The organism is Methylobacterium sp. NPDC097929, assembly GCF_049543375.1.
Lineage (GTDB): Bacteria > Pseudomonadota > Alphaproteobacteria > Rhizobiales > Beijerinckiaceae > Methylobacterium.
The window spans coordinates 490,624-517,022 of sequence record NZ_JBMVEP010000002.1; the positions used below are offsets into that span (position 1 = coordinate 490,624).

Annotated in this window: 20 protein-coding genes and 1 pseudogene; 10 read left to right on the forward strand and 11 right to left on the reverse strand. The window is 71.0% G+C overall.

From position 1 onward, the window contains the following. Positions 1-92 precede the first annotated feature (92 nt). From ACPCJR_RS10305 to ACPCJR_RS10315, 3 genes are read right to left on the reverse strand one after another with little or no spacing between them, the layout of a single operon-like run. Positions 93-902 carry a class II glutamine amidotransferase gene (locus tag ACPCJR_RS10305; protein WP_110351048.1) on the reverse strand — a complete coding sequence of 270 codons (810 nt, stop codon included), beginning with the start codon at positions 900-902 and terminating at the stop codon, positions 93-95. Positions 903-947: 45 nt separating this feature from the next. Then, positions 948-2,192 (reverse strand): hypothetical protein, encoded by a 1,245-nt coding sequence (locus tag ACPCJR_RS10310; RefSeq protein WP_391512073.1) that lies wholly within the window; start codon positions 2,190-2,192, stop codon positions 948-950. After that, positions 2,189-4,030, reverse strand: coding sequence for a DUF3341 domain-containing protein (locus ACPCJR_RS10315; RefSeq protein ID WP_391512074.1), 1,842 nt, complete (start codon positions 4,028-4,030; stop codon positions 2,189-2,191). Before ACPCJR_RS10315 ends, ACPCJR_RS10310 begins: the two co-directional genes overlap by 4 nt. Positions 4,031-4,497: 467 nt before the next feature. Between ACPCJR_RS10315 and ACPCJR_RS10320 the strand changes: the two genes are divergently transcribed. From ACPCJR_RS10320 to ACPCJR_RS10330, 3 genes are all read left to right on the forward strand, one after another. Further along, positions 4,498-7,101: an ATP-binding cassette domain-containing protein gene (locus ACPCJR_RS10320; RefSeq protein ID WP_391512075.1), complete on the forward strand. Its 2,604-nt coding sequence runs from the start codon at positions 4,498-4,500 to the stop codon at positions 7,099-7,101. Between the two features lie 198 nt (positions 7,102-7,299). Then, positions 7,300-8,487 carry a L,D-transpeptidase family protein gene (locus ACPCJR_RS10325; protein WP_391512076.1) on the forward strand — a complete coding sequence of 396 codons (1,188 nt, stop codon included), beginning with the start codon at positions 7,300-7,302 and terminating at the stop codon, positions 8,485-8,487. 178 nt (positions 8,488-8,665) lie between these two features. After that, complete coding sequence (locus ACPCJR_RS10330) at positions 8,666-9,571, forward strand: MBL fold metallo-hydrolase (protein WP_391512077.1); 906 nt, start codon at positions 8,666-8,668, stop codon at positions 9,569-9,571. 441 nt (positions 9,572-10,012) lie between these two features. Here the strand turns inward: ACPCJR_RS10330 and ACPCJR_RS10335 are convergent, their stop codons facing one another. After that, entirely contained in the window at positions 10,013-11,503 is a 1,491-nt protein-coding gene (locus ACPCJR_RS10335; RefSeq protein ID WP_391512078.1) for an amino acid permease, read from the reverse strand. A gap of 246 nt (positions 11,504-11,749) precedes the next feature. Between ACPCJR_RS10335 and ACPCJR_RS10340 the strand changes: the two genes are divergently transcribed. Further along, the gene (locus ACPCJR_RS10340) at positions 11,750-12,910 is read left to right on the forward strand and encodes a DUF6161 domain-containing protein (RefSeq protein WP_391512079.1); all 1,161 of its coding nucleotides are present in this window, start codon (positions 11,750-11,752) and stop codon (positions 12,908-12,910) included. 78 nt (positions 12,911-12,988) lie between these two features. Here ACPCJR_RS10340 and ACPCJR_RS10345 read toward each other — a convergent pair whose 3' ends face one another. The 3 genes from ACPCJR_RS10345 to ACPCJR_RS10355 are packed head-to-tail and all read right to left on the reverse strand — an operon-like array spanning position 12,989 to position 15,882. Continuing rightward, positions 12,989-13,672, reverse strand: coding sequence for a TenA family protein (locus tag ACPCJR_RS10345; protein WP_391512080.1), 684 nt, complete (start codon positions 13,670-13,672; stop codon positions 12,989-12,991). Between the two features lie 28 nt (positions 13,673-13,700). Next, positions 13,701-14,390, reverse strand: a complete 690-nt coding sequence (locus ACPCJR_RS10350) for a response regulator transcription factor (RefSeq protein WP_391512081.1) — start codon at positions 14,388-14,390, stop codon at positions 13,701-13,703. 10 nt (positions 14,391-14,400) lie between these two features. Then, on the reverse strand, positions 14,401-15,882 hold the full coding sequence (locus ACPCJR_RS10355; RefSeq protein WP_391512082.1) for an ATP-binding protein: 1,482 nt from the start codon (positions 15,880-15,882) through the stop codon (positions 14,401-14,403). A gap of 576 nt (positions 15,883-16,458) precedes the next feature. Between ACPCJR_RS10355 and ACPCJR_RS10360 the strand changes: the two genes are divergently transcribed. Continuing rightward, positions 16,459-17,268, forward strand: coding sequence for a hypothetical protein (locus ACPCJR_RS10360; RefSeq protein ID WP_391512083.1), 810 nt, complete (start codon positions 16,459-16,461; stop codon positions 17,266-17,268). Between the two features lie 379 nt (positions 17,269-17,647). On the opposite strand, the gene ACPCJR_RS10365 is transcribed toward ACPCJR_RS10360, so the two are convergent. The 3 genes from ACPCJR_RS10365 to ACPCJR_RS10375 form a co-directional block, all read right to left on the reverse strand. Next, complete coding sequence (locus tag ACPCJR_RS10365; RefSeq protein WP_391512084.1) at positions 17,648-19,351, reverse strand: DEAD/DEAH box helicase; 1,704 nt, start codon at positions 19,349-19,351, stop codon at positions 17,648-17,650. 158 nt (positions 19,352-19,509) lie between these two features. After that, the gene (locus tag ACPCJR_RS10370) at positions 19,510-19,794 is read right to left on the reverse strand and encodes a PepSY domain-containing protein (protein WP_391512085.1); all 285 of its coding nucleotides are present in this window, start codon (positions 19,792-19,794) and stop codon (positions 19,510-19,512) included. Between the two features lie 98 nt (positions 19,795-19,892). After that, entirely contained in the window at positions 19,893-20,948 is a 1,056-nt protein-coding gene (locus ACPCJR_RS10375) for an HD-GYP domain-containing protein (protein ID WP_391512086.1), read from the reverse strand. A 319-nt stretch (positions 20,949-21,267) separates the two neighbouring features. Between ACPCJR_RS10375 and ACPCJR_RS10380 the strand changes: the two genes are divergently transcribed. From ACPCJR_RS10380 to ACPCJR_RS10400, 5 genes are all read left to right on the forward strand, one after another. Beyond that, entirely contained in the window at positions 21,268-21,684 is a 417-nt protein-coding gene (locus ACPCJR_RS10380) for an HIT domain-containing protein (protein ID WP_391512087.1), read from the forward strand. 10 nt (positions 21,685-21,694) lie between these two features. Continuing rightward, positions 21,695-22,651, forward strand: a complete 957-nt coding sequence (nudC, locus tag ACPCJR_RS10385) for an NAD(+) diphosphatase (RefSeq protein ID WP_391512088.1) — start codon at positions 21,695-21,697, stop codon at positions 22,649-22,651. Positions 22,652-22,803: 152 nt separating this feature from the next. Further along, the gene (gene trpA / locus ACPCJR_RS10390) at positions 22,804-23,658 is read left to right on the forward strand and encodes a tryptophan synthase subunit alpha (RefSeq protein ID WP_391512089.1); all 855 of its coding nucleotides are present in this window, start codon (positions 22,804-22,806) and stop codon (positions 23,656-23,658) included. A gap of 142 nt (positions 23,659-23,800) precedes the next feature. Continuing rightward, positions 23,801-24,718 (forward strand): acetyl-CoA carboxylase, carboxyltransferase subunit beta, encoded by a 918-nt coding sequence (gene accD, locus ACPCJR_RS10395; RefSeq protein ID WP_391512090.1) that lies wholly within the window; start codon positions 23,801-23,803, stop codon positions 24,716-24,718. A gap of 28 nt (positions 24,719-24,746) precedes the next feature. Next, the gene (locus ACPCJR_RS10400) at positions 24,747-26,072 is read left to right on the forward strand and encodes a bifunctional folylpolyglutamate synthase/dihydrofolate synthase (protein WP_391512091.1); all 1,326 of its coding nucleotides are present in this window, start codon (positions 24,747-24,749) and stop codon (positions 26,070-26,072) included. 108 nt (positions 26,073-26,180) lie between these two features. Here the strand turns inward: ACPCJR_RS10400 and ACPCJR_RS10405 are convergent. Beyond that, positions 26,181-26,399: pseudogene (locus ACPCJR_RS10405) on the reverse strand (IS630 family transposase); the annotation flags it as partial.

Genomic DNA, 26,399 nt, shown 5'->3' on the forward strand with positions numbered 1-26,399 from the left:
GCACAGGGATATCGGGCCGCCCCGCTCTGATCAGATGTTGGCCCGATGCTGGCCCGAAAATGCGGCAAATCCGCAGCACCGTCCCGGCGGGCTCAGGCCGCGCCGCGCAGTTCCGGCGCCCGGCGCCGCCGCGCCTTGAGCAGGCGCACCGCGCCGTCGGTGAGCACCAGGGTGTCGCCGCGCTCCAGTTCGGTCCAGGTCTCGTCCCGGGTCAGCGCGCGGGTCGCGATCATGGTGACGATGTCGGTCTCGGTGGTCTCCTGCGCGAAGTCGACCCGCCAATCCTCGTCGATCAACGTCGCCGTGCCGAAGGGCGCGCGGCGGGTGAGGTAGCAGAGCCGCTTGCCGCAATGGGCGTAGAGCGCGCGGCTGTCGGTGAGCAGCATGTTGAACACGCCCCGCTCCGACAGGATCTGCGCGTATTCCGCGATCGCCGCCTCGAGGGTGGCGGATCGCGGCGGCTTGGGGAAGCGCTCCTGCAGCTGCGACAGGATCCAGCAGAAGGCGTGCTCGCTGTCGGTGGTGCCGACCGGCTCGAACCGTCCCAGCGGCAGGCGCTTCACGCCCTTGAGCTGTCCGTTATGGGCGAAGGTCCAGCGGCGGCCCCACAATTCCCGGGAGAAGGGGTGGGTGTTCTCCAGGCTGACGCGCCCGCGATTGGCCTTGCGCACGTGGGCGACGACGATGCGGCTCTTGATGGGGTAGCGCCGCAGCAGCTTGGCGAGTTCGGAGCGGGCACTCGGCTCGGGATCGTGGAAGCAGCGGCAGCCGCGCCCCTCGTAGAAGGCGATGCCCCAGCCGTCGGCGTGCGGGCCGGTCTCGCCGCCGCGCCGGGCGAGCGCCGCGAAGGAGAACCGGATGTCGGTCGGCACGTTCGCGCTCATTCCGAGCAATTCGCACATGGTCGTCGGAGGATTTTCGCGCGGGATGCACAGGGGAGGGCGAACCTAGGAAGGTTCGGGCGGGCGGACAACCGGTTTGCGCCGCATGTCCCCCGGCGCCTCGTCTTTCCTCGCGCCCCTGGCGCCCTTGCCGCCCCGCTCGCGCCCGGGCCAGGCGGGCGTGACGGCCAGCCCCGGCACGAGGCGCCGCAGGGCGGGCGTCAGGCCGGCCGCGAGCCCGGCGACGCCCGCGAGCGCCAGGACATCCGTGAGCGTGATCCCGAAACCGTCGCGAAAGGCGGGGGTGACGAACCATGCCAGCTCCGCGAGATGGACCGCGACCGCCAGCGCGGCCACGAGCCGGGTCCGGTTCTCGCCGGGGCGCAGCGTCAGGATCGCCGCGAGCGCGGTCACCGTGAGGCCCGCGATCGCCAGGGCGCGACCGGGCAGGCCGGAACGCAGGCGGTACCACGCGGCGGCCTGCGGGTCGGCGGCGGCGTCGAGCATCAGGAACTGCACCGCGTGCAGCCCGACCCAGACCAGGAGCAGCACGGCGAGCGGGGTGAGCCGGTCGTGGCGCCGCCGGGCGGGGCCGATATCGGGCGGCGCCACGAGGATCGCGGCGGCGAGCGCGAGGCTCGACCACGCGGCCATCACGAGGAGGCCGAAGGCGCTGGCGTGGAAGCGCCCGTCCGCCCCGGCGCCCACCGCCATGACGAGATCCCAGGCGGCCAGGGTCCCCACCACGGTGTGGAGGCCCAGCCCGAGCACCGCCCGGCCGTCGTCGATGCGCCCGGCCTTGGCCCAGGGCTCGCCGCCGCGGCGGGCGAAGAGCAGGGCGAGCCCGGTCCAGAGAGCGAAGTAGAGGCTGAGGCGCCCGGCAAGGAGTGCGTCGGAGAACCAGAGCGCGGTCAGCGCACCGTCCGATCCCGGCGGCGCGACCGCGGGATAGAGCCGGGCGGCGGCCGGCAGCAAGGGAAGGCTGAGCAGGGCCGCCACGGGCATCAGCACCAGGAAGCCCCGCAGGGTTTCCAGAAGCGCGGTCTCGGGCTGCGGGCGCCACGCATCGGCCCGCTCGATCATGATCACGACGGGCAGGGCGCCCGCGGGCAGCGCCAGCAGGCAGGTCCAGGCGAAGAGATAGGCGGGGGCGAGTTCGGGCAGGCCGGCGAGATGCCAGGCGAGGAGCAGGCAGCCGGCGCCCGCGGCGAAGACGGCGGCCGGGCGCCGGGCGGGATCGCGGAAATAGGCCGCAGCGGATTTCGCCCCCGCCGCCTTGCGGGCGGCACCGCCCTTCTCCTGCACGCTCACCGCCGCGGCCCCGCGGCGGCGCTTCCGCCGACGGCGAGGGGCCGCCCGGCGCCCTCGGGCAAGCCGTTCAGCCGGCGCAGCAGGGCAGCCGTGTTGGAGCCATCGGCCGAGGGGGCGACGGTCAGGACGAAGCGTCCGGCCAGGGCGGAGGAGGGGGCCGCGCCCGCCTCCCGCCGCAGGGCATAGCAGAGGGCCGCGACGAGGCCGAGCGTGCCGCCCGCGGTCGCCGCCGAGAGGACCGGCACCGCCAGCACGGCCCAGGACAGGACGGCGGCGCCGGCCCCGTCGAACGCGCGCGCGCCCTCCGCCGCCCGGACGGCCAGGTAGGCCACGGCCCCGAGGCCGGCGCCCCCGAGAGCGGCCCAGCGCAGCCGCCATCCGACCCGATGCAGCGCTTCGGCGGCCTCCGGCATCGGCACGGGGCCGAAGGCGTCGAGGCGCGGCGGCCGGTCGAGGACCGAGAGGCTTCGCACCGCCTCCGAAAGCCCGGCCTCCGAGCGGAAGGTGGCGGCCAGCCGTCCCCCCTGAGGCTCGGTCCCCGGCTCGGGCCCGCTCCCGGCCGCGTCGGAGGCCGCACCGGGATTGCGGGCCAGGGCGAGTTGCCGCGTCTCGGCGATCGAGACCGGCGGCACGAGGCGGTAGACGAGGAACAGGCCGAGAGCGAACACCCCGATCGCACAGAGGGCGGCGGCGGCCGGGCCGAAGGCCGCCAAGAGAGTCTCCGACCAGGCAGCGTCGGCGGTCGGCGCGGCGGACCGCGCGATCAGCCCGTGATCCGCCCCGAGGCCGATGGCGACCAGGGCGCCGATCAGGCCGAGGGCCGTCGCCTTGCGCCGCACGGTGCCGATCCAGAAGAGTTGCGACGGGAGCAGGCCGACGAGCATGAGCATCCAGAAGGCAGGAGCCCCGTCGCCGACGAGCCGGCGCGTCAGGTGCGTCCGCTCCGCCGCGCCGCCGTAGAGGAACGCGGCCACGCATTCGGTGACGTGGCAGTAGAGGGCCGCAAGTCCGAAGGCGAGGATCAGCCGGCCGAGGATGTCGAGATGGCGCCCGGTGACGAGGCCGTCGAGGCCCTGAACCCGGCGCAGGGCCACGGCCAGCGCGGCGGTCAGCCCCGCCCCCGACAGCACCGCCTCGACCAGCAGGGCGACCGGCAGGAGCGTGTCGTGCCGGTCCGAGCGCAGGGCGGTGGCGACGGCCAGGTCCGTCAGCACGGCCACGGCCGCGAGGATGCCGAGCAGGGCGAGCCCGCGGCAGGCGCCGTCCCAGACGCGCCACTGCCCGGCGGAGCCCCGGAAGCCGCAGGCGGCCAGCCGGTAGAACCGGCCGCGGCGGCTCGCGGCTCCGGCAGGGCCGCCTTCGGCGAGGCGGTCGCGCAGAAGGGCCAGATCCGGCAAGAGCGCTGCGCCCCAGACGCCCGCGCTCGCGGCCAGCAGTGCCGCGAGACTCATCGGATGGACCGAGGCGGGAAACAGGGCGGCGAGGCTGGCGCCGAACAGGGCCGCCGTCTGTGCCAGCCGGCCGATGCCGCAGCGCCACTCGACGCCGGCCAGGAGCAGCAGCCCGCAGATCATCAGGCAGCCCGAGGCAAGCCCGATCCACCAGCCCGCTCCGCCGGCGCCGAGAGCGGGGACCGGCAGCACGAAGCGCAGGGCGGCACAGGTCGCGGTCAGGGCGAGCGCCCCGGCGGCCGCGAGGCGCCACTCCCGTCGGGCAGGGGTGAGCACGACGCCCGCGAGCGCCGCACCGATCGAGGCGACGGTTTCGTCCGGGCCGATGACCGGCGCACCGTAGAGGGAATCCGCCTCGCCCGCGGGGGATAGGCCCGTCGCGCTCATCGGGCCGGCGGCCTCGCGGCAGCCGGAGTGCTGACGAGGAGAGGGAAAGGGTCGCGCGAGGCCATCCGAGGTCGTCGATCGAGAGAGGAATCCGCAACCCGAGCGGCACGAGGGCGGGCGACAGGGGCCGGCCGCGCCTGCGAACTCCATCCGGATGACGCGCGAGAGCCCGTCTCGGCCAGCCCCACGGGCACGAGAAGCGCACGCCCCCCGCGCGCCGTGTGCTCTCCCGCACTAAAGAACGCCGCCCCGCCGGGATTGCAATGCGACGGTCCGGCGCCGCGGGCTTGCGTCGCCCCGTTTCCGTGCGAAGAGAGCGGTCCGTCACGACCTCCGAACGAGCCCGCACCACCCTTCCAGGATCCGGCAGGAGCCGGCAAGAACCGCACCGTCCTCCCCTCACGCCGCGAACCTTCAGATGCCGCACCCCACCGCAGCGAACCCGTCGCCGGGCGTCCGGACTGCCGATGGAGCGTGATCCCGTCCTGTTCGCCTGGGCCTCGTCGCCGCGTCGCCACGCGGCGGCCCTGGGGCTGGCGGTGGGCCTCGGCGGTCCCCTGGCGCTGTTCGTGCTGCTCTGCCTGCGCGACCTCATCGCCGTGCTCACCCGCAGCGGCCCGGACTTGCTGCCCTTCCTGCGGATCGCCCTGCCGCTGCCCGGCCACCACGAGAGCGAGGCGCCGATCCTGTTCCAGGGCTGGAGCCTGCCGCCCTCGGAACTGCCGCTGATCGCGCTCAGCGCGCTCGCCGCGGCGGCGCTGCTGCTCGCCGCCCTCGGGGGCGTGGTTGCCTTCCTCTGCTTCTCCGTTCAGGCCCGGGCCACGGCGCGGCTGCGGGCGCGGGCCACGGAGGCGATCCTGGCCTCGCCGCCGGGCGCCCGCGAGGATCTGCGGGCGCTGCCCGGCCTCGTGGGGCAGGCGCTGGCGCAGATGGGCCCGCTCACCGCGGTCGGGATCGTGGTGCCCGGTCTCACCCTCGTGGCGATCCTGCTCGCCCTCGTCATGGCGGAACTCGCCGCGCCGCGCCTCGTGCCGGTAATCGCGCTGCTGCTGGCCGCCGTCGGCCTCGCCCGCGCCCTGCTCGCCAGCCGCTCCGCCGCCCGCCGGAGCCTGCGCCGCGCCGACACCGCCGCGACCGAGGCGGGCCTGCGCGACCTGATCCGGCGGATGCCCGCGGTGCGCGCCCACGGGGCCGCGGCGTTCGAGCGACGCCGCCTGGGCCTGCGGGCGCGGGCGGCCCGCTCGGCCCTGGTGCGGGCCGAGGCGCGGCTCGCCTATGCCCGCGCGCCCGCCTTCGCCCTCATCATCCTCCTTCCGGCGCTCCTCGTGGCGACCGCCCTCTGGCAGGGGGAATCCGCCACGGAGGGCGACAACGTCCTGCCCGGCGCGTTGGCCGCCGCGGCCGGGGCCTTCACGATGGCCGCCGTGCTCGTCGGCATCAGCCTGCGCCTGTGGACCCAGCACCGGGCGGTGGCGCCGCTGTTTCGCACCATCGCCGAGACGCTGGGCGCCCTGAGCCCGCGCCTGCCGGGCGACGGGCAGCGCCGGGCGGCGCCCTTCCCCCAGGCCGGCCACCTCGCGGCCCGGGGCGTCGGCGCCTACGATCCCGGCAGCGGCGAGCGGCTGACGGGCGTGGATCTCGACCTGCCGATGCCGGCCCACGTGGCGATCGTGGGCGCGCGCGGCAGCGGATCGCGGGCGCTGGCCGCCCTGCTCGCCGGACAGATCGAGCCGACCGCCGGCGCCGTCACCTATGGCGGCACGGATCTGCGCGCCTTCGATTCCGCCGAGCGGGCGCGGCGGTTCGCGCTGGCCGGCTCCGAGGCGATCCTGATCGAGGGGACGCTGCGCCAGAACCTGCTCTACGGCGCCCGCAGCGGCGACCGCGAGGCCTCGGGGCTGGCCGAGCGCATCGGCATCCTCAAGCTCACCGGGCTCGACGCCTTCGTCTACGAGCGGGGGCTGGAAGCCTCGGTCGACCCGGAGGACGATCCGGCCACGGCGCAAGCGGTGGTGGCCGCCCGGCAGGCCGTGCGCGAGGCGCTGGCCCGCGAGGGCATGGCCCGGCTGGTCGAGCCGTTCGACCCCACCCGCTACAACCATCAGGCCGATATCGGCGAGAACATCCTGTTCGGTGAGGCGGTCGGGCCCGCCTTCTCGCAGGCGCGGCTCGCCGCCCATCCCTATCTCCGCGCCGTGCTGGAGGCGGAGGATCTGACCCGCCCGCTGGTCGATGTCGGGCTCCAGGTCGCCCGCTCGACCGTCGAGATCTTTTCCGACCTGCCCGACGACCATCCCCTGTTCGAGACCTTCTCGCTCTTCCCGGCCGCGGAGCGGGGCTATTTCGAGGATCTCGTCGCGCGCCAGCCGGATGCACGCGGCTTCCGTCGCGGTCCCGCCGGGCACCGCGACCGCGAGCGGCTGATCGGGCTGGCCCTGCGCTACAGCGAGACGCGCCACCGCTTCGGCCTGATCGACGCCGCGCTCGAGGAGCGCCTGGTCGCCGCGCGCCACTCCTTCGCGGCGATGCTGCCGCCGCGCTACCGCGAGAAGATCGAGTTCTACGATCCGACCCGGCTCACGGCGGCCGCGAGCCTGGAGGAGAACCTGCTGTTCGGGCGCATCACGCAAGGCGAGGCGGGCGCCGAGGGACGGGTGCGCAGCCTCGTGCGCCGGGTGCTGGCCGAGCAGGGCCTGGAGCCGACCGTCTACCGGCTCGGCCTCGCCGCGCGGATCGAGGCGGGTGCGGCGGGCGCGGGCCAGGGCCAGCGCGCGGTGCTGGGGGAGGGCGCGATCGGGCCGCGCGAGCGCGTCGCGATCGAGTTCGTGCGCTGCCTCGTGCGCCGCCCCGACATCCTCGTGGTCGGCCTCACCCTCGACGACCGCAAGCCCGACGAGATCACCGCCCGGGTCGAGCGCCTGCGCGCCCTGCGACGCGGCGCCGGCCTGATCGTCTGCCTGCCCGACGAGGCGACGCTGGCCCGGCAGGCGCCCTTCGACGCCGTGCTGCGGGTGGAGCGCAACACGGTACTGGAGGGCCATCCGGCGGAGCCGGCCCCGCTCCCCGCCTGATCGTCGCCCCATGCTTGCCAGAGCCCGACGAAATCCCGCAAATCCGCCCCAAAGCGCGGGCACGACTCGGCCGCGCCGCCCACGGGCGGCACCGGCGGCGGGCCGGACTCCATCGAGACGGTGCATGCTACCTTCGGACGGCCCTCGACGCGGCGGGACCGGGTTCCCCGCATCACCCTGCGCGCGGCCGGACCGCAGATGAGATCCCGCTTTCGCGCCCTGCTGCCGGCGCTCGTCGGGCTGCTGATCCTCGCGGGCTTCGCGCCCGCCGCGCGGGCCGACAAGGCGCGGGCGCCGATCCCCGCCGCGACCCTGGCGCTGATGGCCGCGCGCGGCACGAACGCCGCCTCGCCGATCGTGCTGCGGGCCTATAAAAAGGAATCGGAGATCGAGCTCTGGAAGCGCAACGCCGCCGGGCGCTACGTGCCGATCAAGACCTACCCGATCTGCCGCTGGTCGGGGCAGCTCGGCCCGAAGACCAAGACCGGCGACCGGCAGACGCCGGAAGGGTTCTACACCGTGGCCAAGAGCCAGATGAACCCGAACTCGCGCTACTATCTCTCCTTCGATATCGGCTACCCCAACACCTACGACCGGGCGCACGGCTCGACCGGCTCGGCGGTGATGGTGCACGGCGTCTGCTCCTCCATGGGCTGCTTTGCCATGACGGATGCCGTGGCGGGCGAACTCTTCGCCATCGCCCGCGAGGCCTTCGCCGGCGGGCAGGGGGCGTTCCAGTTCCAGTCCTTTCCGTTCCGGATGACCGCCGCGAACCTCGCCCGGCACCGCACCGACCCGAACATGCCGTTCTGGCGCCAGCTCAAGGAAGGTTCGGACCGCTTCGAGGCGACGGGCGAGGAGCCGGCGGTGAGCGTCGCGGGCGGGCGCTACGTCTTCGCGCCGTCAGCCGATCCGGCCAAGGAAGCGGCCTTCGCCGCCCTGCACCGGGACGAAACGCAGCGCATCGCCGCCCTCGTGGAGGAGGGCGCGGCCGCCGTGCGCACCACCTACTCGGACGGCGGCCAGCACGCCTTCTGGGCGGCGCGGATCGGCCAGGGCGTTCCCGTCGGCGAGATCAGCCGGCCGGAGGCGCTGGCCTATGCCGGCCAGGAGGTCGTCTTGATCCCGGCCCGGCGCAAGGCGCCGCCCCCGCCGCCGGTGCCGGAGACGGTCTGGGCCGTCTGGATCGGGACGGACAGCCCCTCGCTCTCCGTCCGCACCGCCGATTTCGTGCCGCCCTACGCCGGTGCACCCCGCATGGCCGAGCCAGTCCGGCGCTACGCGCAGACCTGGCCGAGCCTCGTCCGCGCCGCGATCGAGGGCCCGCTGCCTCCGCCGGACCTCACCGGCGCGCCGCTGCCGGTCGAGCGGGTGGCGCAGCGCTGATCGAGAGTCGTTCGAAACGGCGTGTGCGGGCACGCACACGCACCCGAATGGCGGGGCCCCATCTCAACGCGGTACACTCCGTGCCCGATGAGGGGCCGAAGGACCGCCGCACATGCGCGCGGCGGCGCCGCTGCCACCCGAGAACGCCCGGCATGAGGCCGGGCATTGGTGCCGATCCATGACCCTGCCACATCCAGCCAAGGACGACTCCCTCGTCCTTCGTTTCTGGGGCGTCCGCGGCTCGACGCCGGTCAGCGGCCCGGAAACGGCCGAGTTCGGCGGGAATACGCCGTGCCTGGAGATCCGTTGCGGGGATCGCCTCTTCGTGATCGATGCGGGCTCGGGCCTCGGTGCCTTCGGGCGCGGCTGCCGCGAGGGCCTGCCGCGGGATATCGACCTGCTGTTCAGCCACCTGCACCTCGATCACACGGCGGGCCTGCCCTTCTTCAAGCCGGCCATCATGGATTGCAGCCACACGATCCACACCTATTGCGGTAATCTGGACGGGGCGAGCGCCGAGGATGCCCTCGGCCGCCTGTTCTCGCCGCCGCTCTTCCCCGTGACCCTCGACGTGCTGCCCTGCACCTTCAAGCATCACGGCTTCCGCGCGGGCGAGCCGCTGACCTTCGCCGACGGCAGCCGGGTCGACACCATCCTGCTCGACCATCCCCAGGGCTCGACCGGCTACCGCTTCGACCATGGCGGCAAGCGGCTCTGCATCATCAGCGACATCGAGCACGGCGCGAACTGGCCCGACCCGGAGCTGTGCCGCTTCGTCGAGGGCGCCGACCTGCTCGTCTACGACGGCATGTTCACCGAGGGCGAATATCCCTGCTGCAAGGGCTGGGGCCACTCGACTTGGCAGAAGGGCGTGGAACTGGCCAAGGGCGCGGGCGCCAAGGCGCTCGCCATCATCCACCTGCACCCCGCCCATTCGGACGCGCAGTTGCGGAAGGTCGAGGCGGAGATGCAGGCCGAGATGCCGACCGCCTTCATCGCCCGCGAGCGCCAGTCGATCGAGGTGGGCCGGCCGATCGTCCCCCTCGCCGAGCCGCCGGTGCTGGCCCTCGCCCGTCGGGCCTGAGGGCGCCTCAAGAGAAGAGGAGCGGCAGCGCGCGGCCTGCGGATGATTTCGGGTAGCGCTGGAATGTCGTCGGCCCACGCGTCGCGCCCGACGGCCGCAATCCCGTGATCCGGACCGGCTGGATCAAGGACAGTGCGAGCCCGGCGCGCTTCGTCACCGCACTTCCCAAGGCCGAATAGAAAAGACCCGCCCGACGTGAACCGGACGGGCCTTTCGAGATCGAGGCGACCGGCTCGACCGCCTCTCGATCAGGGAGGGGCGGACCGCCGACGCATACGATTGTCCGTTTGATCGCTTCGGTCTCTTCCGTCGTCCTTGCGAGGCGAGACGTAAGCAATCCAGGGCGCGGCCCTGTCCGGACAGGTCGCGCTCTGGATCGCTTCGCTGACGCTCGCGATGACGGAGAGGGGCGAAGGCCGAGCCGATCAACCGGAGACGATATCAGAGAGCCGTCGTCGCGCCCGCGCCCTCCTCGCGGCCGATGCGGCTGTGCTTGCGGCTCCAGGCGAAGTAGATCACGAGGCCGATCGCCAGCCAGATGATGAGACGCAGCCAGGTGTCTCCGTCGAGCGAGAGCATCATCCCGAGGCAGAACAGAGCGCCGAGGATCGGCACGAACGGCACCAGCGGCGTGCGGTAGGCGCGCGGCGCGTCGGGCTGAGTACGGCGCAGGATGACCACGCCGGCGCAGACGAGGATGAAGGCGAGCAGCGTGCCGATGCTGGTCATGTGGCCGAGCTGGGAGATCGGCAGGAAGCCGCCGAGCGCGCTCGTGAACACCATGAAGAACAGGTTCGAGCGGTAGGGCGTCTTCCACTTCGGGTGGATGGCCGAGAAGAAGGCCGGCAGCAGGCGGTCCTTCGACATGGAGTAGAACACCCGGCTCTGGCCGAGCAGCAGCACGAGGATCACGGTCGAGAAGCCGCAGATCACGCCGAACGTCACGAGGCTCTTCAGCCACGGGAAGGGGGTGGCGGCGATCGCGGTGTTCACCGGGGCGGCGTCGCCGCGCATGGCGTCGTAGTGGACGAGGCCGGTCAGCACGCCCGCGAACGCGATGTAGAGCACCGTGCAGATCGCCAGCGAACCGAGGATGCCGATCATCATGTTGCGCTGGGGGTTCTTGGCCTCTTGCGCCGCGGTCGAGACCGCATCGAAGCCGACATAGGCGAAGAACACCACGCCGGCCGCCCGCATCACGCCGCTCCAGCCGTACTCGCCGAAGGTGCCGGTGTTGGCCGGCAGGAAGGGGTCGTAGTTCTGCGCCTTCACGTAGAACAGGCCGACACCGATCACGGTGGCCACGACGGCGAGCTTGAGGATCACCACCGCGCCGTTGACCCGGGCCGATTCCCGGATGCCGATGATGAGCAGGCTGGAGGCGGCCACGACGATCAGGATCGCCGGCACGTTGACGAGGCCGTGCGCCACCGTGCCGTCGGCGAGCTGGTAGGTCTCGAAGGGCGAGTGGACGAGCGATCCCGGCAGGTTGATGCCCAGGGTGTCGCGCATGAAGCGCGTGACGTAGCGCGACCAGCTCACCGAGACGGTGGCCGCGCCGACGGCGTATTCCAGCACCAGATCCCAGCCGATGATCCAGGCGATGAACTCGCCCATCGTAGCGTAGGTGTAGGTGTAGGCCGAACCCGCGACCGGGATCATGCCGGCCAGCTCGCTGTAGCACATGCCCGCGAGCGCGCAGCCGATCGCCGCGATGGCGAAGGAGAGCGTCACCGCCGGGCCCGCATGCTCCGCCGCGGCGATGCCGGTCAGCGAGAACAGCCCGGCCCCGATCACCGCGCCGATGCCGAGGCCGATCAGGCTCCAGGGGCCGAGATGGCGTTCCAGCTTGTTCTCGCCGGACTCCGCGTCGGCGTTGAGCCGTTCGAGCGTCTTGATCCGAAAAAGGTCACTCGCCAAGCCCGACGCCATCTTCGCCCCTCTTCTAATTCTGGCCGGGATGCGCGTCTCGTGCTCCCAACCTGCCTTCGTCCTGCAAGCTATAGACCGAACCCGAGTCTGCTGCACGCGCAACCGAAAAATGCAACAACAACGTGGATAGGAAGAGGGGGAAGAGACGTTTTTGCAGCCAAGCAGTTGCTTGACGACGCCAGGACGCGTTATTCAAAAATGAGAAAGCTAGCGAAATTCATTCGTTAATACTAGAAAGGCGCCATCGTGGCAACATTTGAGAACATAACTAGTGTTTTTTCTAACGAAACCTCTTTCCAGCGTGTGTCCGAGGCGAACGCTGCAGCCAGAGATCAGATTGATACTTGGATAAGTACAATAGAAAAAATCGTCAAATCACTAAATTATCATAATTCGGGCGTAAGCATAGAATATTTAGACCAGCTCAAATCTTATATAGCTACTAATAAATCAGTTTTTTCGGTCAATGAGACAGATTCCGGATACGTTGTCAGCGGAGAGCTTCCTCTAATCACAAAAATAGGCAGCACACTCGACAGTTTTATCGCGAGAAAACCTGTCACGATGTTTGGAGTAGTTTTCGCCGAAAGTGGAGACATCAGAAAAAAATTACAACAAGGAACAGTCATTGCAGATGCCGTAGTGATGCTAGCCGGAGCGTATACTGCGATTCAAGAAGTAGAAAATGTTGTTGGCGAGGCAGTCAGCAAAATTGGCACACACAGATCTACGAAAGATTCGGAGTACAGCGCCGCTTTAACCGACCTTGAAAACAGAGTTAATCTAACGACAAGTACCGCACAGCAGACAATCGAGGATATAAAATCACAAGGTAACATTTTCACGAACTCCAAATCCGAAGAAGTGAAATCATTCCTCGAGAAAGCAGAGAGGCAACTTGAGGCTACAAAAAACTTGGTTTTAGAAACAGAATCATTGAAAACAGCTAGATCGATTTGGCACTCGAAAACCGCCAAGCATCGCAAATTTTATGGCGCCGGTCTGGCAATCATTATATTGACAGTAATTTCAATGCTGGCAATTATATTTTATAATTTAGAAAACATACAGAGATTTATTTCCACATTCCAAAAACCAGATAAAGAATTACCCTATGGAGTGATTGTACTATTGATCATTCCGGTGCTTTCCATTGCTTGGATTCTCAAAATGATCAATAAATTTGCAACAAACAACTTGATACTAGCAGAAGACTCAGAGCAAAGAGAAGCTATGATTGACACTTATTTTCGACTGGTCGGAAATCCAGACGCAAAGATGGAGCCAAGCGATAGAATTTTAGTATTGAATGCAATTTTCCGTCCACTTCCTGGACAACAATCGGACGACCTTAACCCACCCAATCTAGTTGATGTAGTAAACAGCGCTACAGCAAAAAGGTCATAATCGTAAATCTGGGAACTAATCAGATTTATCAGGCTCGAAAACTTCAAGGCTAACAAGGGCATTAAGCCCTAAAAACATTCACAATTTCCATATCCTGCCAATATAAGCCCCGTCCCAGAATCCGTATTCGAGGCGGGTGGCGTGGGCGTAGGCGGCGTGCATGCGGGCGCGCAGGGCGGGGGAGGCCGGTTCCGCCGCCTCGTCGGTCGCCGCGATCATCGCGGCCACCGCCTCCCCGAACTCCTCGCCGGCATAGGTATCGATCCAGGCGCGGTAGGGATTGTCCGCCTCCGCGCGGGAAAAAATGTCGCGGCCGACCTCGGCGTAGATCCAGAAGCAGGGCAGGAGCGCGCCGAGCACGACCTCGTAGGGCTCGGCGTAGGCGGTGGCCGTCAGCCACGCCACGTAGTGGTCGCAGGCCGGCGAGAGCGGCGTGGCGGCGAAGGCCGCGGCATCGATGCCGAAGTCGCGCAGGAAGCCGCCGTGCAGCGCCCGCTCGACCACGATCGCGGTCTCGGCGCCGCGGGCGAACTGGACGATCCGGTCGGGATGGGGCGCCTTGGCAGAGGCGAGCGCCAGAGCTCGGCCGAAGCCGATGAGGTAATGCGCGTCCTGCACGATGTAGCGGCGGAAGCGCTCGCGGCTCAGCGTGCCCGCGGCGAGCTCCGCGTTGAAGGGCATCGTGCGGATCGTCTCGTAGGCCGCGCGGTTGCGGGCCCACGCCTCCTGCGAGAAGCGCCCGGCGGGAGGGGAATCGGCCAAGAACAGCGCTCCGTCGTTCGAGAGACAATCAGCCCTGCCGCTGCGCTTGCGTCACCGCCACGTGGATCAGCTCGGCCAGCGTGCGCACCCTGAGCTTCTGGCGCATCTGCGAGCAGGCGTTGGTCACGGTCTTGTAGCTCACCGAGAGGTCGGCGGCGATGGCGCCGTAGGACTTGCCCTGGGCGAGGCGGGCGAGGATCTGCTGCTCGCGGGGCGTGAGCTGCGTCTCCGGCGTGCGGCGCGGATCGGCGCGCAGCATCGCGACCTCGGTGGCGAGCCGCCGGTCGAGGAAGACCTCGCCCGCGCGCACCCGCTCGAAGGCCTGGAACAGCTCGTTCGAGGCGTGATCCTTGAGCACGTAGCCCAAAGCGCCGGCCTCCAGCGCCCGCGAGACGATGACGGGATCGTTGTGCATCGAGAAGACGAGCACGCGCGTCTCGGGCTCGATCCCGCGCATGCGCCGGATCAGGGCGAGGCCGGCGAGGCCGCTGCCCTGGAAGGTGAGGTCGCAGATCACGACCGGCGGGCGCAGGCGGTGGAAGGCGCGGTAGCCGGAGACGACGCCGGTGGCCTCCACCACGGTCTCGATCCCGGCATCCTCCAGCACGCGGCGGCAGCCCTGCAGGACGATCGGGTGGTCGTCGATGACCAGGACGGGGCCGGCGGCCCCCTTGCTCGCGGCGGCGCGGGTCATGGGATTGCTGATCGGCGCGTTCATCGTACACGCATCACTTGAGTTGCGGCGCGGGCGGCGGGGCGGAAGCCTCGTCCGCGTCGCGCTCGGGATCGATCGGTATGCTGATCCGGACAACCGTTCCCGAGGGAGCGTTGTCAAGAGAGCCCTTCTCCAGGTTGAACTGACCGCCCAGGGCCTCGACGCGCTCGCGCATCCCGGACAGGCCGAGGCCGATCCGGTGGCCGGGGGTGATGCCCTTGCCGTCGTCGCGGATGCTCACGCGCAGGAGCGTCCCGGCCGCGTCGTCGTCCTCGACCGCCTCGACCCGCACGTGCCGGGCCGCGCCGTGACGCACGGCGTTGGTGCTGCTCTCTTGGATGCAGCGGAACACGGTGAGATCGACGATGTCGCCGTAGCCGCGGGCGAGCCCCTCAAACTGCCCTTCGAAGGCGGTGTCGGGGTGGCGCCGGCCGAAATCGCGCAGGAGCAGGGCGAGGCAATCCCGGAGCGGGACCTCGCCCAGGGCGTGGGGGCGCAGTCGGTTCAGCAGGTCGCGGTTGAGGCCCTGGAGCTGGCCGACGATGCCGCCGATGTCGCCGGCCCGCGCGGCGAGCCGGTCGCGGTCGACCGGGCCGGAACTGGCGGCGAGCCGCGCGACGGACGCCGCATTGGCCTCCAGCGCGAACAGGCAGGGGCCGAACTCGTCGTGGAGTTCGAGGGCGATGCGGGCGCGCTCGTCGTCCTGGGCGGTGAGCAGCTGCCGGTTGAGCCGGCTCTTGGCGGCCCGGGCCTCGGAGAGCGCGCCGGCCACGCGGTTGAAGCGCTCGGCGATCACCGCCAGTTCGCGGGAGGCCGGCGGGTCGAGATGGGCGGTGTAGTCGTGGCGCTCCAGCCGGGTCAGCCCGTCGGCGAGGCTCTCCAGGGGCCGCAGGATGCGCCCGAGCGCCAGGAAGAGCGCGGCCAGAACCGCGAGGTTGAGGATCAGGCTCGCGAGAGCCAGGGAGCGGGCATAGCCCCAGACCTCCTCGATCTCGTCGAGTGGCTGGGTCGTGATCGCCGCGGTCCCGATCCGCTCGCCCCGGACCATGATCGGCAGGTCGTGCTGGTGCGGCTCGGGGGCGATCAGGCGCACGAACCAGCGCGGGGCCCGCCGCGCCTCCCGCGCGCTCTCCGACGGGCCGAAGCCGACCCGCCGCCCCTCGGCATCGAGGATGGTCACGCGCACGTGGCGCAGGGCCTGGAAGCGCAGGTCCAGGGTGTGGAGCACGCTGTCGGGGCTGGGGCTGCGCAGGGAGCGGATCGTGTCGGCCACCAGCGGTTCGACCGTGGCGAGGCTGGCCGCCATCTCGACCTGCACGGCGTTGCGCGCGGTGACCACGATGACGCCGCAGGAGACCAGAGCCGCGACGATGTCGATGGCGAGCACCGCCAGGATCAGGCGGGTGCGCGTCGGCCAGCCGGCCCAGAACGGCGCGGGCGGCCGCGCGGGGGCAGCCGCCTCCTCGGGCGCCGATCCGTGTGCGGAGCGCGTCATCGTGGGGGAAAGCGCGGAATGCGTCGCGGCGGGGTTCGGCACGGGCCCTCGCGATCGGTCAGGCCACCGCCCGACGGCGGCGTCGCGGGCAGGCCCGATCCGGGACTGTTCGGCAAGCCGACATCGGATAAAACGCTCAGATTTCTACGAATTCGGCACAGGGTCACCGTGACCGATCCCCGGACGAAAGTCCATGCCGCCGCCGCAGCACGGGGTCGCAGGGCACACTGATGTTTTTCTTATGATTGCCCGACCCGGTCGCGGCCCGCCCGCCGCGTCCTCAACGCTCCGTTAAACGCCGGGGCCTTATAGATCGCTGGTCTGATCTGGACCGCGGGACACTTGGAACCGGGTTGCCACGAATCAACGGCGTGACGTCGCGACCGGTTTTCAGACAGATTCGCAAGCGTCGCCGACGGCCCAACACTATGGGGTAACCGTCGGACATCTTGCCGCCGCAATGCCGAGGCCGTGTTGTTGCAGGGGTACAACGTGCAAGAGGCCGACCGCATGTCGGTGGCAATCCACCCGTCAGAGACCCGCCGAGGCGGGAGCAAGGACTCCGCTCGACCGCGGATGCGCACCATCGCCGCCATCGGCGGCGGGGGCGTCGCCGTGCTCGCCTTCGCCGCGGGTGCCTTCTCGTTCTTCTCCGACCTCGCCGATCCGCGGGCCCGGCCCGTCCGGAGCGCGCCGGTCGCCCCGCTCGCCTCGCAATGGCCCGACCTGAAGGACGGCGTTCCGGCCCTCGCCTCCGCCGAGCCGCCGCCGGAATTGCGCCGGGCGAGCCTGCCCGCGGCCGAGCCGTCGCCGCCGCCCGTAGCGATCGCGGCACCCGCGCCGGTTCAGGCGACACCGGTCCAGGCGGCACCCGCCGCCGTCCCGCCGGCCCCCGCTCGGACGGCTCTGCCGATCGAGCCGGTCCAGACGGTTCCGCCCGCCGCCCGGACGACGGCCTCCGTCTCCCCGGCGAAGGTTGCGGTGCCGCTCCCGCCGACCCGGTCGGAGACCGTGCGCGCCAAGGCGGAGCAACCCGCCAAATTCGTCTCCCTGCCGGCCACGAAGCCGGAGACGGCCCGGACCGAGGCGGCGAAGCCGGAGCGTGGGAGGGCCGAAGCGAGCAAGCCCGAAGCCGCCAAGTCCGAGGCCGCCAAGTCCGAGGCCATCAAGGCCGAAGCCGCCCGCAAGACCGTGGCGCCGGCCCGCGCCCGCGCGCCCGAGACGAAGCCGACGCAGACCGCCTCGGCCCAGGCTCCGGCCGCCAGCCCGCCCGCCGCCCGCGAGGCGTCGGACGAGCCGGAACTGCTCGGCGTAAAGATTCCCGGCGGCCGTCAGATCCGCGAGGGCTGGGATGCGGCCGTGAACGGGCTACTCGGCGACAAGTAGCGGCTCGCAGCGCGTTCCGGTCGATCGCCCCTGGGGTTCTTTCCCACCCGACCATGGCTTGCACCTCGCCAGGGAAGCGGGGGACACCGAATTCATCGACCGGAGCGCATGATACCGTTTCTGGATGGTCGCTTCGGGATCTTCCTTCGTCTTTGCGAGGCGAAGCCGAAGCAATCCAGGGCGTAGCCTCGTCCGGGGATGTCCCGCCCTGGATCGCTTCTCTGACGCTCGCGATGACGGGGCATCGCAACATCCGAAGCGTTCGATCGGAGAACGATATGACAGGCGAAAGCCTCCGGTCCCGCGGGATCGGAGGCTTCGAACGTGTCGCGCTGCCGCGGCGCCGATGCGCCGGGCTTCTTTTGAAACGATCCCCGGATCAGCCGTTCTGCTGCGCCTTGCCCGCCTCGCGGCGATGGCGCTGGGCGCGGGGGCTCTTCTGAACCTTCTGTGCCGGTCCCTCGCCCTGCATCCGCTCGACGCGAACGTCGGGCGGCCCGCGCCGGGCGAAGGCGGCGGCGAAATCTTCCGCGGCGCTGGTGCGCACCTCGAAGGCCGTCTCCCGGTCGGAGATCCGGATCGCGCCGATATCGCCGCGGCCGATCTGGCCCCGCCGGGTCAGCATCGGCAGCAGGCGGCGCGGCTCGACCCGGTCGCGCCGGCCGAGATTGAGCCGGAACCACGTCGCCGGCTCGTCCTCGCCGACCCGCGGCGCTCCGACCGGCACGCTGCCGCGGGATTCCGGGCGCCGGCTCACGTCATAGGCCGGATCGGTCACCTCCTCGGGCACGGGGATGCGCGAGCGGTAGAGGCGGGCGAAGGCCGCGGCGAGGCGCTCGGGCGGGAAGCGCTCCATCAGCGCCTCGGCCCAGTCCCGCTCCCACTCGCGGTCCTCCTCCGTCTCCGGCTCCGAGAGCAGGGGATCGGACATCATCCGCTCGCGGTCGAGGCCGCGGATCTCCTCGGCGTTGGGCGGGCCGCTCCAGTCGGGGCTCACCTTGGCGATGGCGAACATCTGCTCGGCGCGCCGCCGCTTGGAGGCCGGCACCAGCACGACGCTGGTGCCCTTGCGGCCGGCGCGGCCGGTGCGGCCGGAGCGGTGCTGCATCACCTCGGCGTCGTGGGGCAGGTCGGCGTGGATGACGAGATCGAGGCCCGGCAGGTCGATGCCGCGGGCGGCCACGTCCGTGGCGACGCAGACGCGGGCGCGCCCGTCGCGCAGGGCCTGGAGCGCGGCGTTGCGCTCGCCCTGGCCGAGTTCGCCCGAGAGCGCGACCGCCGAGAAGCCGCGCTCGGTCAGCGAGGCCTGGAGATGGCGCACCCCGTCACGGGTGTTGCAGAACACGATCGAGACCGGGGCATCGACGTAGCGCAGCACGTTGACGACGGCGTGCTCGATCTCGCGGGGCATCACCCGCACGGCGCGGTAGACGATGTCGGCATGGCCGCGGGTCTCGCCGGCCACGGCCAAGCGCAGGGCGTCGCGCTGGTAGCGCTCGGCCAGCATCACGATGGCCTTGGGCAGGGTCGCCGAGAACAGCAGCGTGCGCCGCTCGGCCGGGGTCGCCGCCAGGATGAATTCGAGGTCCTCGCGAAAGCCCATGTCGAGCATCTCGTCGGCCTCGTCGAGGACGACGGCGCGCAGGCTATCCGTGACGAGCCGGCCGCGCTCCAGATGGTCGCGCAGGCGCCCCGGCGTGCCGACGACGATGTGCGTGCCGGCCTCCAGCGCCCGGGCCTCGCGGCGCGGGTCCATGCCGCCGACGCAGGGCACGACGCGGGCGCCCGTCTGCGCGTAGAGCCAGGTCAGTTCCCGCTGCACCTGCAGCGCCAGTTCGCGGGTCGGCGCGATGACCAGCGCCAGGGGCGCGCCCGGGGGCGGCAGGGTCTCGTCCGGCCCGAGCAGGGTGCCGGCGACGGCCAGACCGAAGGCGACGGTCTTGCCCGAACCGGTCTGAGCCGAGACGAGCAGGTCGCGCTCGGGCGCGGCGTCGAGCACCGCCTGCTGAACGGGGGTCGGCTCGGCATAGTTGCGCTCGGTGAGCGCCCGGGCGAGGGGGGAGGGCAGTGTCGGAAATGGCAAGGGAGGCGCGCCTTCGGACCGGCAAGCGGCCGGATCGGAATCAAGCAGCGCTTCTAGCGCCTGGAAGGCGTTCCGACCACTACCCGCATCGCGCAGCGGCGTTGCGCGAGGCCCGGGGCCCGGGGCCCGGGGTCCAGGCCTCGCGCAACGCCTCTCCCTCAATCGTCGTCGTGCGCGCGGGCGCCCTTCTCCACGACGGCGCCGCTCTGCGGATCGACCGAGACCTTGACGCTGCGACCGTCGCGGCTGGCCTTGCCCTTCCAGACGCCGTCATCCGCCTCGATGCTGCGCACGTCCGTGTAGCCGGCCTCGGAGAGCTTCTGCAGCACTTGGTCGATCGGCATTCCGTCCTTCATCGGTCCGCCCGCCAGGGCCGGTGCGGCGGTGCCGGCGATCAGGGCGCCCGACATCAGGGCGGCGATCAGGATCTTGTGCGTGGTCATGGAGCGGCTCCCGCTTGCAGGTGGCGACGGGCTCTCGATGCCACCCGGCGGGCTGCGGGCGCCTGACGGCGGCCGTCAGCGAAATGTCAGCCGGCGCCTCACGCCGCCCGCTCCTGAACGAGGGCGACGATGTCGTCCCAGCGGGAGAGGAAGGCGGCCACGCAGGCCGGGTCGAAATGCCGGCCCGCCTCGGATTCGAGATGGGCGCGGGCCTTCTCCAGGGGCCAGGCCGGCTTGTAGCTGCGCTGCGAGATCAGCGCGTCGAACACGTCGGCCACGGCCACGATCCGGCCGGCGCGGGGGATCTCCTCGCCTTTGAGGCCGCGGGGATAGCCGGTGCCGTCCCAGCGCTCGTGATGGGTCAGGGCGATCTCGGCGGCGATCTGGAGGAGGCGCGAGGGGCTGTCGTGCAGCATGTGGTAGCCGCGCAGGGCGTGCTGGCGCATCTCGTCCCACTCCTCCGGCGTGAGCGGGCCCGCCTTCATCAGGATGTGGTCGGGCACGCCGATCTTGCCGATGTCGTGCATGGTCGAGGCCAAGGCCACGTCGTCGGCCTCCGCCGAGGTCAGGCCGAGCCCCTCGGCCACGGCGATGACGCAGCCGGCCACGCGGGTGAGGTGGTCGCCGGCCTGATCGTCCCGGAATTCCGCCGCGAGCATCAGGCGCCGGATGATCTCGCGCTCGCGGGAGGCGGCATCGGCCACCGCGCGGGCCGCGTCGCGCTGCATGGCGACCGCCTGCCGGTCGTTCTCCCGGCGCGCGAGCGACAATTCGGCGAGCACGCCGACCCGGTCGCGCAATTCCAGCGCATCGACGGGCTTGGCGAGCACGTCGGTGGCGCCGGCCTCGCGGCCGATCCGGCGCAGGCTCCGGGCCTCGCCCGCGGCGACGAGCAGGATGGGCGTGCGCGCCAGGGTCTCCTGCGCCCGCAGCACGCGGATCAGGGAAGCGGCGTCGAAGCGGCCGGGCTCGGCCTCGACCACGATCACGTCGGGGGCGTGCGCGACGAGTTCGTCGGCGGCCTGCCCCGAGACGGGGACGATGCAGGCGCTGCAGGACAGCCCGTGGAGCGCGAGGACGAGGGGGGCCGGTGTCCGCGCCGCCACGATGGCGACGACCGCGTTCCCGCTTCCCTCGGCCGCACCGTCCGTCATCGCATCATCCAGCGCGACCGCGGCGCGGCCCGCCGCGCGCCGATTCTCGATCGCCGCGGTGAAGCGTGACAGAACATGGTTAATCGAGACTGAAATCACGCCGACGATCCCCCGAACGCGACGGGTACAAATCCCTGTTTTCGCGCGTTGCCCGAAAACCAGACACCGCCTTCCCGGTCCTGCCGATGCCGGTCCCTTCGCCGCATCGGTTACGCCGAAAACCGGACACCACTTTTCGGACCGATGCCGGTCCCTTCGCCGCATCGGTTACGCCAAAAACCGGACACCACTTTTCGGGCCGATGCTCTAGATCCCCCGCATGACCGACGCCTTCGCCCTCGATCCGCGGCTCGCCGCCGACACCCACCCGGTCGGCGACCTCGCCCTCAGCTCCGTCCTGCTGATGGACGACGCGCGCTTCCCCTGGCTCATCCTGGTGCCGCGGCGGCCGGCCTTGAGCGAACTCACCGACCTGTCGCCGGAGGACGCAGCGACCGCCTTCGAGGAGATTCGTATAACGGTCAAGGTTGTACAGGCCCTGGCCCGCCCGGACAAGGTGAACGTCGCCGCGCTGGGCAACGTGGTGCCGCAGCTCCACGTCCACGTGGTCGCGCGCTTCCGCTCCGATCCGGCCTGGCCCGGCCCCGTCTGGGGCGTCGGCGAGCGCAAGGCCTATCCGGTCCATGCCCGCGCCGCGCTGCTCGAACGGGCCGCCGCCCTGTTCGCGGCGGCCTGAGGCCTCGTCCGTGACCTCTCGCTCCCTCGGCCGCGCGGCGCTGGCCTACGCCGCGAGCCGCCTCGTGCGGCACTCCGCCGAACTCGGCCCGGCCCCCTCGCTCGCGGCGGCGGGACCGGAAGCCCGCCTCGTGCTGATGGCGGGCGAGGCGATGATTTTACGCGCCGCGCCGGATGGAAGGACGGCGACCGCCCTGCTCGTGCCGGACGAAGCCGGATGCGCCGGCGAGCGCGCCCACGAACTCTTCCTCGGCCGGGTCGAGGGCCGGCCGGTCTTCGCGGCCGCCGTCCCGGCTGAGGCGGCCGAGGCATTCCCCGCGCCCACCTACCGCGCCCTCGACCTGCGGGCGCTGGCGGCCGAGGGTGCGGTCGAGCGCGAGGAGCAGGGCCTGCTCGCCACCGCCAAGTCCCTGCTGGCGTGGCACGCGCGAAACCGCTTCTGCGCCAATTGCGGCAGCCCGACCCTGATCGGGGCAGGGGGCTTTCGCCGCGAATGCGGGTCTTGCGGCCTGCACCACTTTCCCCGCACCGATCCGGTGGCGATCATGCTGGTCCGGCGCGGCGAGAGCTGCCTGCTCGGGCGCGGCCGGCACTTCAAGCCGGGGATGTATTCCTGCCTCGCCGGCTTCATCGAACCCGGCGAGACGGTCGAGGACGCCGTGCGCCGCGAGACCCGGGAGGAGACCGGGATCGCCGTCGGCGCCGTCGCCTATCACGCCTCGCAGCCCTGGCCCTTTCCGGCCTCGCTGATGATCGGCTGCGTGGCCGACGCTCTGTCCGAAGCGATCCGCACCGATCCCGAGGAGCTGGAGGATGCGCGCTGGTTCACGCGCGCGGAGGTGGCCGCGATGATCGCCGGCACCCATGCGGAGGGGCTGAGCGTGCCGCCGGCCACCGCCATCGCCCACCTGCTGATGCGCGACTGGGTGGAGGGCGCCTTCGATTCCGCGCCCGCGCCGAACGCCTGAGTCGCATCCCTCGGCGCCCGGCCGGACGGCCCCGCGCTTCACGGATGCGTGCGGATGGTGTAGGCGCGCGCCCTGGCCGGGGAAGCCGGGAGCGGTGCGGCGGCGCCCGATCCCGGACCCCGAGACCGGACGTGCCGCCGGGAGCGAGACCCATGACCGCCCGCATCGATGCCGTGTTCGCCCGCTGCCGCGCGGAGGGGCGCGCCGCCCTCGTCACCTACGTGATGGCGGGCGACCCCGACCCGGAGACCTCGCTCAAGGTGCTGGAGGCGCTGCCGAAGGCGGGCGCCGACATCGTCGAGTTCGGCCTGCCCTTCACCGATCCCATGGCCGACGGCCCGGCGATCCAGGCCGCGGGCCTGCGGGCGCTCGGGGCGGGCCAGGACCTGCGCGGCACCCTCGACCTCGTGCGCCGCTTCCGCGCGGGCGATGCGCGGACGCCCGTGGTGCTGATGGGCTACTACAATCCGATCCACACCTACGGCGTGCCCCGCTTCCTGGAGGATGCCCAGGCCGCCGGGATCGACGGCCTGATCGTCGTCGACCTGCCGCCGGAGGAGGACGAGGAACTCTGCCTTCCGGCCCTGGAGAAGGGGCTGGCCTTCATCCGCCTGGCCACGCCCACCACCGACGCGCAGCGCCTGCCGGCGGTGCTCGCGAACACGGCGGGCTTCGTCTACTACGTGTCGATCACCGGCGTGACGGGAACGGCGACGCCGGATTTCGGCCGGGTCTCGCAGGCGGTGGCCCGCATCCGCGCGCATACCGAGCTGCCGGTCGTGGTCGGCTTCGGGGTGAAGACCGGCGCGCACGCCGCCGAGATCGCCCGCGGCGCCGACGGCGTGGTGGTCGGCTCGGCGCTGGTCGACGCGCTCGCCCGCAGCCTCGGCGACGGGGACCGGGCCGGGGACGGTACGGTGGAGGCGGTGGCCTCTCTGGTGCGCGAGCTGGCCCAGGGCGTGCGGAGCGCCGCCCAGGCGTCGACCGAGGCGCCGGCCGAGGCCTGAACGCTCCTCTCATCCCGCCGCCGCCCGGCCGTGGCATGATCCGACTGGCGATCCAGCCGGAGAGGCCCTTGGCATCGAGGCGGCGGCATTCCGATATCAGCGTGGCAAGGCGACGCGGTACTTCGACAGGGAATCTGACGCCATGGTCGAGCCGATGAACTGGATCTCGGAGGTCGTGCGGCCCCGGATCAAGACGCTGTTCAAGCGCGAGACCCCGGAGAACCTCTGGGTCAAGTGCCCCGACACGGGCCAGATGGTCTTCCATAAGGAAGTCGAGCAGAACCACTGGGTCATCCCCGGCTCCGAGCACCATCTCAAGATGAGCGCGACCGCGCGCCTGAAGATGATGTTCGACGAGGGCACCTGGATCGACGTGCCGCTCCCCGAGGTCGCCGCCGACCCGCTCAAGTTCCGCGACGAGAAGCGCTACGCCGACCGCCTCAAGGAGGCGCGGGCCAAGACCGGCATGGCCGACGCCTTCAAGATCGGCTTCGGCCGGGTCGGCGGCCTGCCGACGACGATCGCGGTGCAGGAATTCGCCTTCATGGCCGGCTCGCTCGGCATGGCCGGCGGCGAGGCCTTCGTGCGCGGCGCGGAGACCGCCCTCGAGAAGCGCACCCCCTACGTGCTGTTCGCGGCCTCCGGCGGGGCGCGCATGCAGGAGGGCATCCTCTCACTGATGCAGATGCCCCGCACCACGGTGGCCGTGCGCCGGCTCCGGGCCGCGCGGCTGCCCTACATCGTGGTGCTGACGAACCCGACCACCGGCGGCGTCACCGCCTCCTACGCCATGCTCGGCGACGTGCATCTGGCCGAGCCCGGGGCGCTGATCTGCTTTGCCGGCCCCCGCGTCATCGAGCAGACGATCCGCGAGAAGCTGCCCGACGGCTTCCAGCGGGCGGAGTATCTGCGCGAGCACGGCATGGTCGATCAGGTCGTGCACCGGCACCAGCTCAAGGAGACGATCAGCCGGCTCTGCGGCCTGCTGATGGACGTGCGCCGCTCCCCCGCCGAGTCGCCCGCGCCGACGGCGCCCGAACCGCTGCCGGACGCGGCCTGAGCGTCCCATCAGAAGGTCTTGGTGCGAGATGGAATCCTCCGACGCGCTGATGGCGCGCTTCCTTGCCCTGCATCCGCGCACGATCGATCTGTCGCTCGGGCGCATCGAGCGCCTGCTGGCCGCGCTCAACCATCCCGAGCGGCGCCTGCCGCCGGTGATCCACGTGGCGGGCACCAACGGCAAGGGCTCGACCATCGCCTTCATGCGGGCGATCCTGGAGGCGGCGGGCCTGGCCGCGCACGTCTACACCTCGCCCCACTTGGTGCGCTTCCATGAGCGCATCCGGCTCGGTGCCATCGGCGGCGGCCAGTACGTCGCCGAGGACCGTCTCGCCGATGCCTTCGCCCGCTGCGAGGCGGCCAACCGCTCCGAGCCGATCACCGTCTTCGAGATCACCACCGCCGCGGCGATCCTCCTGTTCTCCGAGGCGCCCGCCGACGTTCTGCTCCTCGAGGTCGGCCTCGGCGGGCGGGTCGACGCCACCAACGTCATCACGCACCCGGCCTGCGCCGTCGTCACCCCGATCGGGCGCGACCACGCGGAATATCTCGGCGACACCGTCGAGGCGGTGGCGGTGGAGAAGGCCGGCATCTTCAAGCGCGGCTGCCCGGCGGTGATCGCCGCCCAGGACTATGCCGGGGCCGACGCGGTGCTCTGCCGCGAGGCGGAGCGGATCGGGGTCTCGCCCCTGCGCGTGGGCAACCAGGATTTCTCCGTCCACGAGGAGAGCGGGCGGCTCGTCTATCAGGACGAGACCGACCTGTTCGACCTGCCCCGTCCCCGGCTGGCCGGACGCCACCAGCTCACCAATGCGGGCACGGCCATCGCGGCGCTGCGCGCGGCGGGCTTCGGCGATATCGGCACGGCGGCCGTCGAGGCGGGCTTGCGCAACGTCGACTGGCCGGGCCGGTTGCAGCGGCTCGTGCGCGGCGCGCTCGCCGAGCGGATGCCCAAGGATGCCGAGCTCTGGCTCGACGGCGGCCACAACGCCGATGGCGGGCGCATCCTGGCCGCCGCCATGGCGGATCTGGGCGAGCGCAGCGACGCGCCCCTCGTCCTCGTCGTGGGTCTCCTCGGCACCAAGGACGCCGAGGGCTTCCTGAAGAACTTCGTCGGGCTGGCCCGCTCGCTGATCGCGGTGCCGATCACCGGGCAGATGGCCGCCCGGCCCGCCGAGGAAGTGGCCGGGATCGCCGGCGCCGTTGGCCTCTCGGCCGCCGTCGCCCCGAGCGTCGAGGCGGCCCTGGCGAGCCTGTCCGACACGGTGTTCGAGCGCCCGCCGCGGGTGCTGATCTGCGGCTCGCTCTATCTAGCCGGCGCGGTGCTCGAAGCTAACGGCACGATCCCGACCTAGACCATCGTGCCGGATATCGTATCCGGCACGATGGTCTAGCTTCTTGTTTCGCATCGTCTTTTTCCGAAAGCCGGCGGCCACCTTTCGGGACGATGCTCTAGTGCTCTGTCACGCCTCCGTTGTGGGGTAGAGTTTGCGGAGCTTGATGCGGGCGTCCTTTGTGGTGAAGCGCCAGTCTGCGCCAACGCCCCGGGTGTTGCGGCGCTGCTGCCAAGCGGCGACGTGGCGTTCGAGGGTGTCGCGCCGCGCGATCCGCTCGGGCAGGTCGCGTCGCAGCGCGCTCAACTCGATCTCGGCCATGTTGAGCCAGGAGCCGTGCTTGGGTGT